We start from the raw sequence: 13,434 nt of genomic DNA on the forward strand, positions 1-13,434 counted from the left end.
GCGCCGATTGTGCCGCCGAACGCTTCGTGGTATCAAAGGAGGGGGGACGGTCGATGGCGCACCAAGCACCGGGGGCCGGCACACGGGAATCCGGAGGATCTTCGCTGAGCCCATGGCAAGGGCCGACGCGCACTGCCGAGAAAGGAGACGAATATGGGGATCAAGAGCGTGGGCATCACCGTGACGGAGCATCTCCTTCGTCAGCAGAGGGAAACGCCGAGGGCGACGGGCGCTTTCACCATGCTTTTCAACGAGCTGGTGGTGGCGGCCAAATTGATTCATCGTGAACTCAACAAGGCGGGTCTCAATGACATTTACGGCTTTACCGGTGAGACCAACGTTTACGGGGAGAAGGTCCAGAAGTTGGACGACTATGCCCATCGCACTCTCATACGCCGCCTCACGCAGGCGGGCCAACTGTGCGCCATCGCCTCTGAAGAAGACGCCGACGTGATCGAGATTCCCGCGGAGGTTCCCCGCGGGCCGTACATTCTGCTCATGGATCCCCTGGACGGTTCGTCCAACATCGACGTGAACGTCAGTGTGGGGACCATCTTTTCCATCTATCGGCGCAAGAAGGAGACCGGCCCCGTGACCCTGGACGAAGTGCTCCAAAAGGGGTCGCAACAGGTGGCGGCGGGATACTTCATCTACGGCTCCAGCACCATGCTGGTCTACAGCACCGGCCAGGGCGTGCACGGCTTTACGTTGCATCCGGCCATCGGCGAGTTCTTCCTGAGCCATGAAAACATCACCATGCCGGCCCGCGGCCGCATCTTCAGCGTGAACGAAGGCAACTATTGCTATTGGGACGAAGGGGTCCGCCGCTACGTGGATCACCTCAAGTCGCCGGAGGTGCACCGTGGAGGCCCCTACACGGCCCGCTATATCGGCTCCCTGGTGAGCGACTTCCATCGCAACCTGCTCAAAGGCGGCATCTTCATGTACCCCGCCGACCGAAAAGATCCCAAGAAGCCCCACGGGAAGCTGCGTCTTCTTTTTGAAGCGGCACCCATGGCCTTCGTGGCCGAGCAGGCCGGAGGGGCGGCGACAGACGGATCCCGCCGCATCTTGGACCTGGAACCCGAAACCCTGCACGACCGCGTGCCCCTTTTTGTGGGCAGTAGGGAAGACGTGGAAGAAGCCCGCCGGTTTGTGTCGGGCCAGGAGCCGGCATCTGAGGACCAGGAAGGGTAGACGGACTTTTCATGCTCATTCTCGGAATTGAAACATCCTGTGACGAAACGGCAGCGGCGGTGGTGCGAAACGGCCGGGACGTCCTCTCGGACGTGGTCGCCAGTCAGATCGCCGTACACAGTCCCTACGGCGGCGTGGTCCCCGAGCTGGCATCGCGAAAGCACGTGGAAGCCATTGTGCCGGTGGTAGGGCAAGCGGTGGACCGGGCCGGCTGTTCCCTTCACGACCTGGACGCCGTGGCCGTCACACAGGGCCCGGGACTGGTGGGCGCCCTGCTGGTGGGCCTGAGCGCCGCCAAGGGCCTGGCCTACGCGCTCAACAAGCCCCTTCTGGCCGTGAACCATCTGGAAGGACACATGGAGGCGGCCTTCCTGGACAAGGACCGCCCCCAGGTGCCTTTCATCTGCCTGGTGGTTTCGGGGGGACACACGTCGCTCTACCACGTGTCGCCGGATGGGACGAGCCGCTGCGTGGGCCACACGCGCGACGACGCGGCCGGTGAGGCCTACGACAAGGTGGCCAAGCTCTTGGGCCTGGGATACCCGGGCGGCGTTATCATCGACCGTCTGGCCCAACGGGGAAACCCCATCGCCTTCGAGTTTCCCCGGTCCCGGCTGGAAAAGGGGTCCCTTGATTTCAGCTTCAGCGGGATCAAGACCGCCGTGGCCTATTTCGTCAAGCGCTACGGGTCGCCGGGGGAGGAAGGGCACGGTGAGGCCCCGTATCGTCTGGAGGATCTGGCCGCCAGTTTCCAGGAAGCCGTGGTGGATGTCTTGGTGGAAAAGACGCTTCAGGCCGCCGAGCGTTACGGGGTGGGTCATGTGGCCCTGGCCGGAGGCGTGGCCGCCAACAGTCGGCTGCGCCGCCGCATGGAAGAAGAATGCGCCTACCGCCGCTTGCAGCTCCACGTGCCCTCCGTACGACACTGCACGGACAACGCGGTGATGGTTGCCGCAGCAGGCTACCGCTTGTGGCTCCGTCAGGGCTTTACTCCCGATCCCTTGGAATTGGACGCCGTCTCCCGCCTGCCGTGATGGAGCCTTCCGTGGATCTCTTCCCATCCCCCCACGAATATTTTAGAAACCACCCGGGCCGCCCCCGCAAGCGCTTGGGCCAGCACTTCCTTGCCCAGCCCAAGACGGCGGAAAAGATCGTGGAGGCCGCGGCCGTAAAGCCCCATGACGTGGTGGTGGAGGTGGGGCCGGGCCTGGGGGCGCTCACCGCTCATCTGGTGGGCCGCTGCGCGCGGCTGCACCTGGTGGAGCTGGACCGGGACCTGGTTGCCTTCTTAGCCCAGAGGCTTGCGTCCTTGGGAGAGCGCGTCCGCCTCCACGCCCAGGACGTTCTCCTCTTCGACTGGGACCACTGTGTCGAGGAGGCGGGCCGTCCGCTGGTGGTGGTGGGGAATCTTCCCTACAACATCAGCTCCCCCCTCATCTTTCGCCTTCTGGAAAACCGGCGCCGGATCGACCGGGGCGTCTTCATGGTCCAGCGGGAGGTGGGCGAGCGCCTGACCGCCGGTCCCGGCACCAAAGATTACGGAGTGCTCAGTGTGCTCCTGAGCCTGTACGCCTCGGTGGAGTCGCTTTTTACCGTGGGCCCCAAGCAATTCTATCCGCCGCCCAAGGTGGATTCGCTGGTGGTTCGTTTCTCCTTCCTGGACCGGGAACCGGATGTGGACCTGGAGGACGTTCGAAGGGTGGTGAACGCCGTGTTTCAGAAGCGCCGCAAGACCCTGGCCAACGGCCTCAAGGGAGCCGTTCCCATGGGTGGAGAAGCCCTTCGCCGCGCCATTCTTCGCGCCGGTCTGGATCCCCAGGACAGACCGGAGCGGATCCCTCCCGCATCCTTTGTGGATCTGGTCCGGGCTTTGAAAAGTGAATCACCGTAGAACGCGCTCATGCGGGCGCGACCGCATGAGCACCTTGGAGACTGTCCGAGAACGCCCAGCTTGCTCCCTTCTTGGACGGACGGAAGGTTGGGACTACCAGGCGGGCCCGTACTGCCGACCTGGGCTTTAAGGGGTCGGGGCGGGTTCCAAACCCGCCCCCACAAGGATCAAAAAGAGCCACAGGCTACCTTGGAATTGCAACCCGTTAGAAACCTCCCGAAAGGCTGAAAGGCCATTATCGGACAATCGCCTTGGGAATCTTCCTTGCGCCTATTCCACCGGCAGCTGGATGATGAACGTGGTTCCCCGGCCTTCCTCCGTTTCAAAGGTCAGCTTTCCGCCGTGTTTTTCCACGATCACGGAATGGCTGATGGCCAGGCCCTGACCGGTTCCCTTGCCCACCTCCTTGGTGGTGAAAAACGGGTCGAAGATCCGGTGGCGGATCTCCTTTGGGATGCCTGTCCCCGTGTCGCTGATGCGCACCTCGCACACATCGTCCCGGTGCCGTGTGGTGATCGTGATCGTGCCCTTGTCCTCGGCCCCGTCGCCCAAGGCATCCTTGATGGCATGGGCCGCGTTGACGATGATGTTGAGAAAGACCTGGTTCAGTTCGGCGGGGATACACGGTACGGGAGGCAACGAAGGGTCGAAGTCGGTCACCACGTCCGCCACGTATTTCCATTCGTTTCGGGCCACGGTCAGGGTGTTTTCCAGGGCGTGATTGATGTCCAGCAGAACCTTTTCTTCCTGGCCGGGATGGGAGAATTCCTTCATGGCCAGAACGATGCGAGCCACCCGCTGCACGCCGTCCAGGCTTTGAGAGATGGCCTGAGGAATCTCTTCCAGCAGGTACTCCACGTCCAGCGACTCTTCCTCTTCCATGACCGATGCCGCCGCTTCGCGCAGTACTTCCAGCTCCCGGGCCTTCTCCATCAAGTTCCGGTACTTGCCGATGAGCTCCTCCAGATCATTGAAAGCATCCTGCAGAAACCGGATATTGTCCCCGATGAACTGGGTGGGTGTGTTGATTTCGTGGGCGATGCCGGCGGCCAGCTGCCCGATGGACTCCAACTTTTGGGCCTGCGCCAACTGACTTTCCATGATCTTCCGCCGGGTGATCTCCGCTCCCATGATGAGAAACCCCGTGCCACGCTCACCTCCCAGGTCCACCCCCTGGATGTTCAGCCCCAGGAAGCCCGGTTGGCCGTCGGCGCGGGTGTAACGCAGATCGTCCACCCGTTGCGCTTTCTTCTTGGCCTGGCACCTATCCAAGGCCTGCTCCACCCGATCCCACTGCCAGTCAATGCCCAACTCGTCCAAGGCGCGCCCGGTCACCTCCTCCGAACTGAGGGCAAAGATCTCTTCCGCCGCCTTATTCCAGCGAAGGATCCGGCGTTCTGCGTCCAGGCCGATGAGAATCGACGAGATGGCGGAAAAGAGCTGGCCCAGTTCCTGGTGGGCCTGTTGAAGGGCCTCTTCGGCTTTTTTCTGCTCAGTGATGTCCCGTAAAACGATCACATGACCCGTCAGATTGTTCAGGTCGTCGAAGACAGGTGCACCGATGGAATGGAAATAAGCACCGAGTTTGTCAATATAGACTTCCTTCTCGCAAGCGCTTCCCCGTTCATCGTCTTCTCTGAGACAACAATCATTGCACGCCCGTTCGAGCCCATGAAGAATCTTGTAGCAGGGTTCGTCAAGAAGATTTCCATTCGATTCGCCAACCCGCTCTCTGAAGGCTCGATTGACATTTCGTATCCTACGTTCAGTGTCCATCACCGCGATCAAATCCGGTACCGCATCGAAGGTGTGCTCCCACTCCCTCCTGGCCCGTTCCAGGGCCTCTTCGGCCATCTTTTGGCCCGTGATGTCGAAGATCACCCCGGACACGTGATCTATGCTTCCGTCGGCGTTTTTGACGATCTGCCCGCGATCCTGGATCCAGCGCACATGCCCCTGGGCGTCTCGAATCCGATATTCCCGAATGAAAGAGCCGTCCCCTTGGAGCGCTTCTTTCACGGCGGTTTTGATGATGGGAAGATCTTCCTCCAAGATGAGTTCACGCCAGCGCATTCGCCCCGCCACGAACCGATCGGGAGGATACCCGCAGATCTCCTGGATTCGATCGGAGGCAAACCGGACGGTCCAGTCGGGATTGCCCGTATAGATCACACAGGGAAGCGTTTTCACCAGCCGTGCGTATTCTTCCTGTTGCTTCCGGAGCTCCCGTGTCCGTGCGGCCACCCGGTCTTCCAAGTCCTCCCGGTACCGCCGGTTGGCCACCTCCAGATCGCGTCGGCGAAGAGCGCTCTCCACATCGATTTGAATGGCCCTGATGTTGAACGGCTTGACGATGTATCCATAAACCCCCAGCTCCAAGGCCTCTTGCACCACCTGGGAATCATCCATCACGGAGATGAGCAGGGTGGCCGTATCCGGGAAGGTTTCCATGACATACCGGAGGAAATCCAAGCCCGACTCGCCCGGCATGATCACATCGCTCATGATCAGATCAAAGCTCTGTCCTTCCAGTACCTTGCGGGCCTTTTCCGCGCATTCAGCCGTGGCGCACTCATAGCCCAGTCGTTCCATGGCCTTGGCCACCAGATCCAAGATGGATCGCTGGTCATCCACCACCAAGATCCGACGCATGGTTCACCTCACCTTCCTTTCTCGCTTCCCTCCACCGGAACCACATCCCTTTCACGTTCATCAATCGGATCTTCTTAAAGGATGCTTGAATTCAAAGACCGGGCTCGGTACCAGGATCATTTTTCTTTATGCTCTTTATGGCGGATGCCGAATAGAAAAGCAGGTGAGCTCAAAATTTTCCTCACAGGAGGGGACAGTGCAAGGAAAAATCCTCTTCGTGGACGATGAATCCAATGTGTTGCAGGGGCTTCGCAGGATGTTGCGGCCGCTGCGAAAGGAGTGGACAGCCCACTTTTGTACCAACGCCAAAGAGGCCTTGGAGCTCATGGCCCGGGAACCCGTGGACGTGGTCGTTTCCGATATGCGCATGCCGGGAATCGACGGCGCCCAATTTCTCCTGGAAGTGAAGAAGACCTATCCGGACGTCATCCGCATCGCCCTGTCCGGATACTCGGAGGAAGACCTGGCCCTCCGAGCCGCCCGTTCGGCCCACCAGTACCTGGCCAAGCCGTGCGAGCCGGAAAAGCTCGTGGCCACCATCCAGAGGGTGCAGAGCCTGCGTCAACTGCTGGCCAAGGGGGCGCTTCGGGACTTGGTTTCCGGCATGGACACGCTGCCCAGCCTGCCGTCTCTTTACGAGGAGATCATGGAGGAGCTGGAATCGGAGGATCCCAGCATCAAGAGGGTGGGAGAGATCATCGGCCGGGACGTGGGCATGACAGCCAAGATCCTCCAATTGGTCAACTCGGCCTTCTTCGGCCTGACTCGGCACGTGAGCAGCCCCGAACAGGCGGTGACCCTTCTGGGCCTCAACACCATCAAGGCCCTGGTGCTGTCCAGCCAGATCTTCAGCCAGTTTCAGGAGGAAAACTTTCCGCCCCAGTTTCTGGACCAACTCTGGACCCACAGCCTCAACGCGGCCCTGTGCGCCAAAACCATCGCCCAAGAAAGCGGCGCGGAAACGCATATCGTGGAAGATGCGTTCATGGCCGGTATGCTGCACGACGTGGGAAAATTGATCCTCATGCACGCCCTTCCCGAAAAGGCCGCTCAGGCTCTGGATCGCTCGGAGACCACTGAAGAGCCGCTCTGGAAAAGCGAGGAAGCGATCTTCGGCACCAGCCATGCGGAACTGGGCGCCTATTTATTGGGCGTGTGGGGCCTGCCCGATAACATTGTCGAAGCCACGGCCTTCCATCATTGTCCGGGACGATGCCCGCACCGCGAGTTCAGCGCTCTCACCGCGGTCCACACCGCCGATGTGATGGACTACGCCCTCCACGGCGGGCCCTCGTATCAGGGGCCGAACCTGGTGGATCAAACGTATCTGTCGGATCTGGGGGTCCTCGGGCGCTTGAAGGAATGGAAACAAGTGTGCCACGATGTGCTGCACCAAGAATAGGAACGAACCATGGCCGAGAAAATCCTTTTCGTAGACGACGATGCCCATATTCTTTCGTCCTTCAAGAGGACCTTGAGGAAGCACTGTGCCATGGATACGGCGTTGGGCCCCGAGGAGGGCCTGCGGGCCGTGCAGGGCAGGGGCCCCTATGCCCTGGTCATTTCTGATCTTCGCATGCCGGTCATGGACGGCATCCAATTCCTGACCAAGGTGCGCACGATCAGCCCGGACACCGTCCGGATGATCCTGACCGGCAATGCCGATCTGCAGGCGGCCATGGATGCCGTGAACCAGGGCAACATCTTCCGCTTTTTGACCAAGCCGTGCCCTCCCGAAACGCTCCTCCAGGCCATCCAGGCGGGTGTTCACCAGCACCGCCTCATCAGGGCGGAAAAGGAGCTGCTGGAAAAGACGCTGCGCGGGGCGATCCAGGTGATGGCCGATGTACTCAGCCTGGTGAACCCGGAAGCCTTCGGCCGCGCATCCCGGGTTCGCCGTTACGCCAGGGCCATGGGCAGGAACCTTGGAGTGGACAAGCTCTGGCAGCTGGAAACCGCCGCCCTATTGAGCCAGATCGGCTGCGTGATCCTCACCGAGGAGACGATTCAAAAGATCATCAAGGCCCAGCCGCTCACTGCGGAAGAGCAGCAGCTCTATTCCATGTACCCGTCGGTGGGAGCGGATCTCATCAGTAAAATTCCACGGCTCCAGGAAGTGAGCGAAATCATCGCCTACCAGGAAAAGCATTTCGACGGCTCCGGCATCCCCAAAGATGACCGATACGGGGACTCCATCCCTTTGGGGGCTCGCATCCTGAAAGTGGTCCTGGACTTCGACACCCTGGAATCGGCCGGGCTTCCGCGCGCGTCGGCCATCCTTCAAATGAAAAAGCGCCATGGCTGGTACGACCCGCAAGTACTCCGGGCCCTGGAGAATGTGCTGGGAGACGAAGCCAGGTTTGAGGTGCGCGAAATCGAGATACCGGACCTGAAACTGGGCATGATCGTGGGCGAGGACGTGGTGAGTCTGAAGGACGTGCTGCTCATCAAGAAGGGCCAGGAGATCACGCCGGCCTTGCTGGAACGGCTCAAAAACTTCGCCAAGACGGTGGGTGTCAAGGAACCCATCCGAGTGCTCATACCGGTCCGATGAAAGTGAGGTCGAACCATGACAAAGACGGTTCTTTTCGTGGACGATGAGCCTCATTTTACCAGCGCCGTGAAACGGGCCCTGCGCCGGGAACCCTACAAGATCCTCACGGCCAATTCGGCCATGGAGGCCCTGCGCATCATGTCGGAGCAAACGGTCCACGTGGTGGTCTCCGACGAACGCATGCCCGGCATGTCCGGTGCGGAATTTCTTACCATGGTCCGAGACCTCCATCCCGACACCATGCGCATCATGCTCACGGGCTACGCCACCCTGGAAGCGGCCATCCGAGCGATCAACGAGGGCGAGATCTACCGCTTCCTCACAAAGCCATGTCAGGCCCGGGACCTGTCCCAGGTCATCCGCCAGGCCATGGCCTGCCAGGAAGCCCTTAAGCAGTCGGAAAACCGCGACGAGCCGCAAGAAACCGCTTCCGACACGCCGTTGATCCTGGAACAGCTGGAGCGGCATCATCCCGGTATCACCCAGCTCAAGATGGACGAAACCGGGGCGATCCTTCTGGACGATGAGGATTTGGGCCTGGCCAACCCGGGGCGGGACAACCGGTAGGAGCCCGTCTTGTCCGCCATTGGCCGCGCCGGTAAGGCGGCTTGCACGGAGAACGCCTCCTCCATGAGGCCTCCTTTCCTCCATGCGGGCCGGCCAACATGGCCATGAGCGCTGAGGCCGGAAAAGAGAGTCAGGATGGCGCCCAGTGTGCCCGGATGATTCGGCCGGTATGAGATTTCTCCAGGCCTTCTTCCGCTCCCGCTAATAGTCCATGCTCAAGATGTTGAGGGCCTTCATGCCTTTGCTGGCGCAGGCCATGGCGATCTTTCCCCCCACGGACATCTGGGTGAATCCGCAGTAGCACATGTAGTACAGGCGGTTTTCAAATTGGGGCCGATAGTAGATGCTCATGCGGCGCTTGCCGCACTTGGGGCACCGCTGCTTTCGAATGGACTTGAGAGGACCGCGAAAATCCATCTTGTACACCTCCACTGGATCAAGAGTTTTCCGCAGACAAAGACTTTGGGGCTCCGTTGCTGCCGCAAACGGGGCGGAAGATAATCCCGGCGGCATGCAATTTCAAGAAGGAGGTGCACGCCGACGTCTTTTTTTTCGGTGTGCGGGCCCTTTAGGAGCCTGTCTGAGACAATGGCTCCTTGGCCTTTTGTGGCTTTCTGATAAGTTGAAATTCCACCGGCCCCAAGGTGTTTTGAATTCTCAGATCGTCTTGATAGGGGCGGGTTCGGAACCCGCCTCTACGGCGCCATGGCCAGGCGGACCGCACGGGCCCGCAGGCAGTAAACCTGGGCGTTCTCCCGCAAGCTTCTAGAAGTGGGAGGGCAGCCCCTGCCGGCTCCGGCGATGTCCTGGGCACGCGCTCCCACAGGCATCAGAAGGGGGGAGGCTTGGGGGCGGTTCGAGGGCGGCAGGAAAGAAAAGGACTCTGCTTTCCGCGTCCAAGCGGATTCCCGGCTCCGGGTTCCTTGACAAAAGAAGGCGGGCCTGATAAGCAGACCACGGGTTTTTCCAAGCCGCCGATTCCGCTTGGATCCCTCATGGGACCGAGACGGAAGGGTTTTCACACCGGCAGCGTATCTTCAGTTGGCGTTGTGGGCGAAGGCCTTCCGGGCAGCGGTCCAGAAGGCCTTTTTTATGGGCTCACACGGAAAAGGAGGAGCCATGCGCGTCATCGACACCCTTGCCGAGATGCAGCAACAGGCCGACCAATGGCGCCGGGAAGGACTTCGCATCGGGTTTGTGCCCACCATGGGTTATTTTCATGAAGGGCACCTGGCCCTCATGCGCCACGCCCGGACCCTGGCAGACAAGACGGTCATCAGCATCTTCGTCAATCCCACCCAATTCGGCCCCAACGAAGACTTCGAAGCCTACCCGCGGGACATGGACCGGGACCTGGAACTGGCCCGCGGCGTCGGGGTGGACGTGGTCTTTGCGCCCACGGTGGACCAAATGTATCCTCCGGGCTTTCAGACCTACGTGCAGGTGGAGGAGGTGACCCGGCCCCTTTGCGGGCGGTCCCGCCCCGGGCACTTTCGCGGGGTGGCCACCGTGGTGGCCAAGCTCTTCCAGGTGGTCAAACCCCATGTGGCCGTTTTCGGGCAAAAGGACTATCAACAGCTCCTGACCATCCGGCGCATGGTGGAAGACCTGGCCATGGATGTCCAGGTGGTGGGCCACCCCATTGTGCGCGAGGCCGACGGGCTGGCCATGAGCAGTCGAAACACCTATCTGAGCGAAGAGGATCGCCGGGACGCCCTGCTGCTTTCCCGGTCTCTGGAAGAGGCCCGGCGCCTGGTATCCAAGGGGGAGAGAAACGGCGAGGTGATTTTGGGTGCGGTCCGGCGGATCCTGGCCTCAGGGCCCCGGGTCCGTATCGACTATGCGGAGCTGCGCGATGCCGAGACCCTGGAGCCGGTGCAACACCTTGAAGGACCGACCCTACTGGCCCTGGCGGCCCACGTGGGACGCGCCCGGCTCATTGACAACACCGTTCTGGAACCCTAAAGGAGACCATCGTCACCTCACCGCCTTGCAAGGAGATCGTTATGCGCCGTATCATGCTCAAGAGCAAATTGCATCGCGCTCGGGTCACCGAAGCCAATCTGGAATACGAAGGGAGCCTGACCATCGACGAGAATCTCATGAAGATGGCGGACATCCTTCCCTTTGAACAGGTAAAGGTCTATAACGTGTCCAACGGCGCGCGGTTCGAGACCTACGCCATCACCGGGCCGGCCGGACAGGGCGACATCTGTTTGAACGGGGCGGCGGCCCGAATGGGGGCTCCGGGCGATCTGATCATCATCGCCACCTACGCCGAATATGATGAGAAAGAATTGCGTGACCACCAGCCGCAGGTGGTCTTGCTGGACGGGACCAATCAACCCAAGAAGCCGGAGATCGTCAAAGGTTGGCCTTCCTGAAGAATCTTAGAGGTAAAATCCGTGCTTACTTCATAGCGGGGCTGCTCACGGTAGTCCCGCTGTCCTTTACCTTGTACGTCATCAGCCTGCTTTTGAAGCACGGGGACAGAATCTTCAATCTCATCCCCCAACGCTTCAATCCCCGCACCTATCTCCCCTTTCCCATTCCAGGGCTGGGCATCGCGTTGGTGGTGCTTGTGGTGCTGATGATAGGTGTGCTGGTCAAGAACTACGTGGGCGGGCGCATCGTGGAATTCGGAGAGCGGATCGTCTACCAGATCCCGCTGGTGCGCCCCATCTACACGGCGGTCAAGCAGCTGCTGATCGCCATCTTTTCCCAATCCGACGACACCTTCAAACGGGTGGTTCTCATCGAATACCCACGACGCGGCGTCTATGCCATTGCCTTCGTCACGGGCGTTCCCAACGGGGAGGTCCAATCCTTCCACTCGGAGCGCATGATCAACGTGTTCCTGCCCACCACGCCCAACCCCACGTCGGGCTTCTACCTGCTTGTGCCCGAAAAGGAGACCATCCCTCTCGCCATGTCGGTGGAGGAAGCCTTCAAGCTGCTCATTTCCGGCGGTCTCGTCAGTCCGCCTGAGGGCCCCGCCGGAAACCACGAGAAGGGGTGCCGGCCGTCTCGCCTGTCATCTTACGGCCGCGATCATTCCAACGATTCCAAACATTCTTAGAAGGGAGCAAGATCATGTCCATGAGTTCTTTCCTGTTCACATCCGAATCGGTGACGGAAGGCCATCCTGACAAGGTGGCCGATCGCATCTCCGATTCCATCCTGGACGCCATCCTGACCGAAGACAAGACCGCCCGCGTGGCCTGCGAGACCTTGGTGACCACCGGGCTGGCTTTTGTGTCCGGGGAGATCACCACCTCGGCATGGGTGGACATTCCAGAAATCGTGCGTCACACCATCCGGGACATCGGATACAACGATTCGGCCATGGGCTTCGACTGGGCCACGTGCGCGGTCGTCTCTTCCATCGACAAGCAATCTCCCGACATCGCCATTGGGGTGAACGAAGGGGAGGGGCTCTTCGATGAGCAGGGCGCCGGCGACCAGGGACTCATGTTCGGATTCGCCTGCAACGAAACCCCGGTTCTCATGCCCATGCCCATCTACTACGCCCACCGGATCACCCGCAAGCTGGCGGAAGTGCGCAAGAACGGGGTACTGGACTTCCTGCGGCCCGACGGCAAGAGCCAGGTGACCATCGAGTATGTGGACCACAAGCCGGTGCGGGTGGACACGGTGGTGGTGGCGGCCCAACATACGCCCGAGGCCAGTTACAAGACGATCCAGGAAGGGATCATTGAAGAGGTGATCAAGAAGGTGATCCCGGAAGAGCTCATGGACGACAAGACCCGGTTTTTCATCAATTCCACCGGGCGTTTCGTCGTCGGCGGCCCCATGGGCGACTGCGGTCTCACGGGCCGAAAGATCATCGTGGACACCTATGGAGGGCAGGGGAGCCACGGCGGTGGCTGCTTTTCCGGTAAAGATCCCAGTAAGGTGGACCGAAGCGCCTCGTACATGGGCCGCTATGTGGCCAAAAACATCGTGGCGGCGGGTCTTGCCGACCGGGTGGAAGTCCAGGTGGCCTACAGCATCGGCGTTCCCGAACCGGTCTCCCTCATGATCGACAGCTTTGGCACCGCCAAGATCCCGCCCGATGAAATCGCCAAGATCGTTCGAGAAGTCTTCAGCTTCAAGCCGGCCAACATGATCCGGGAATTGAAGCTGCTGCGCCCCATCTTCAAAAAGACTTCCTGTTACGGTCACTTCGGCCGAAACGATCCGGACTTCACCTGGGAGAAGACGGATAAGGTGGACATCCTGTTGGAAAAGGCGGGGAAGCTGGGGGCCTAGGAGCTTGTCCGAGAATTCATGTCAACTGTATTTGCATGTGATCTATAAAGTCTATATTCATTTGACATATCCATGCCGTTGTGATAAGAATACACCTAATCTAGCATGCGCGCATGGGGGAATCTGTCATGGCTCGTTTCAAATACGACCCAACTCAGTTTCGCCAACGGCAATTGTTTCCAAGTTCCGTATTTGATCTTTTGCCGAAGGATCACGCCTGTTTCGTTTTTGACGAAATCCTGGAACAACTCGACGTATCCAGTGCGGAAGAGGGCTACAGCTTTATTGGGCAGAGAGCTTA

The 13,434-nt window shown here is 60.2% G+C and carries 12 protein-coding genes; 10 read left to right on the forward strand and 2 right to left on the reverse strand.

Annotated features, from left to right (window positions below; all coding sequences use genetic code 11):
- Positions 1-153: 153 nt before the first annotated feature.
- Genes fbp through rsmA form a run of 3 tightly spaced genes read left to right on the forward strand, consistent with a single transcriptional unit; the run spans position 154 to position 3,088 of the window.
- The gene (gene fbp, locus B9A12_RS09735; protein ID WP_084057693.1) at positions 154-1,197 is read left to right on the forward strand and encodes a class 1 fructose-bisphosphatase; all 1,044 of its coding nucleotides are present in this window, start codon (positions 154-156) and stop codon (positions 1,195-1,197) included.
- A gap of 11 nt (positions 1,198-1,208) precedes the next feature.
- A complete protein-coding gene (gene tsaD, locus B9A12_RS09740; protein WP_084057694.1) occupies positions 1,209-2,231 on the forward strand; it encodes a tRNA (adenosine(37)-N6)-threonylcarbamoyltransferase complex transferase subunit TsaD in 1,023 nt (340 codons plus the stop codon).
- Between the two features lie 11 nt (positions 2,232-2,242).
- Positions 2,243-3,088: a 16S rRNA (adenine(1518)-N(6)/adenine(1519)-N(6))-dimethyltransferase RsmA gene (gene rsmA / locus B9A12_RS09745; protein WP_212636896.1), complete on the forward strand. Its 846-nt coding sequence runs from the start codon at positions 2,243-2,245 to the stop codon at positions 3,086-3,088.
- 270 nt (positions 3,089-3,358) lie between these two features.
- On the opposite strand, the gene B9A12_RS09750 is transcribed toward rsmA, so the two are convergent.
- Positions 3,359-5,740, reverse strand: a complete 2,382-nt coding sequence (locus B9A12_RS09750; protein WP_084057696.1) for a hybrid sensor histidine kinase/response regulator — start codon at positions 5,738-5,740, stop codon at positions 3,359-3,361.
- Positions 5,741-5,936: 196 nt separating this feature from the next.
- Between B9A12_RS09750 and B9A12_RS16710 the strand changes: the two genes are divergently transcribed.
- The 3 genes from B9A12_RS16710 to B9A12_RS09770 are packed head-to-tail and all read left to right on the forward strand — an operon-like array spanning position 5,937 to position 8,861.
- A complete protein-coding gene (locus B9A12_RS16710; protein WP_170920514.1) occupies positions 5,937-7,142 on the forward strand; it encodes a response regulator in 1,206 nt (401 codons plus the stop codon).
- 9 nt (positions 7,143-7,151) lie between these two features.
- Positions 7,152-8,294 carry an HD domain-containing phosphohydrolase gene (locus B9A12_RS09765; protein ID WP_084057697.1) on the forward strand — a complete coding sequence of 381 codons (1,143 nt, stop codon included), beginning with the start codon at positions 7,152-7,154 and terminating at the stop codon, positions 8,292-8,294.
- A 15-nt stretch (positions 8,295-8,309) separates the two neighbouring features.
- The gene (locus B9A12_RS09770) at positions 8,310-8,861 is read left to right on the forward strand and encodes a response regulator (protein WP_084057698.1); all 552 of its coding nucleotides are present in this window, start codon (positions 8,310-8,312) and stop codon (positions 8,859-8,861) included.
- A gap of 201 nt (positions 8,862-9,062) precedes the next feature.
- Here the strand turns inward: B9A12_RS09770 and B9A12_RS09775 are convergent, their stop codons facing one another.
- On the reverse strand, positions 9,063-9,278 hold the full coding sequence (locus B9A12_RS09775; protein ID WP_084057699.1) for a hypothetical protein: 216 nt from the start codon (positions 9,276-9,278) through the stop codon (positions 9,063-9,065).
- 702 nt (positions 9,279-9,980) lie between these two features.
- Here B9A12_RS09775 and panC point away from each other — a divergent pair.
- From panC to metK, 4 genes are read left to right on the forward strand one after another with little or no spacing between them, the layout of a single operon-like run.
- Entirely contained in the window at positions 9,981-10,826 is an 846-nt protein-coding gene (gene panC, locus B9A12_RS09780) for a pantoate--beta-alanine ligase (protein WP_084057700.1), read from the forward strand.
- A gap of 41 nt (positions 10,827-10,867) precedes the next feature.
- Positions 10,868-11,245, forward strand: coding sequence for an aspartate 1-decarboxylase (gene panD / locus B9A12_RS09785; RefSeq protein ID WP_084057701.1), 378 nt, complete (start codon positions 10,868-10,870; stop codon positions 11,243-11,245).
- Positions 11,233-11,940 carry a DUF502 domain-containing protein gene (locus B9A12_RS09790; RefSeq protein WP_139796573.1) on the forward strand — a complete coding sequence of 236 codons (708 nt, stop codon included), beginning with the start codon at positions 11,233-11,235 and terminating at the stop codon, positions 11,938-11,940. Before panD ends, B9A12_RS09790 begins: the two co-directional genes overlap by 13 nt.
- Positions 11,941-11,954: 14 nt before the next feature.
- Positions 11,955-13,133, forward strand: coding sequence for a methionine adenosyltransferase (gene metK / locus B9A12_RS09795; RefSeq protein WP_084057703.1), 1,179 nt, complete (start codon positions 11,955-11,957; stop codon positions 13,131-13,133).
- Positions 13,134-13,434 lie beyond the last annotated feature (301 nt).

This window comes from Desulfacinum hydrothermale DSM 13146, from assembly GCF_900176285.1.
Taxonomy (GTDB): domain Bacteria; phylum Desulfobacterota; class Syntrophobacteria; order Syntrophobacterales; family DSM-9756; genus Desulfacinum; species Desulfacinum hydrothermale.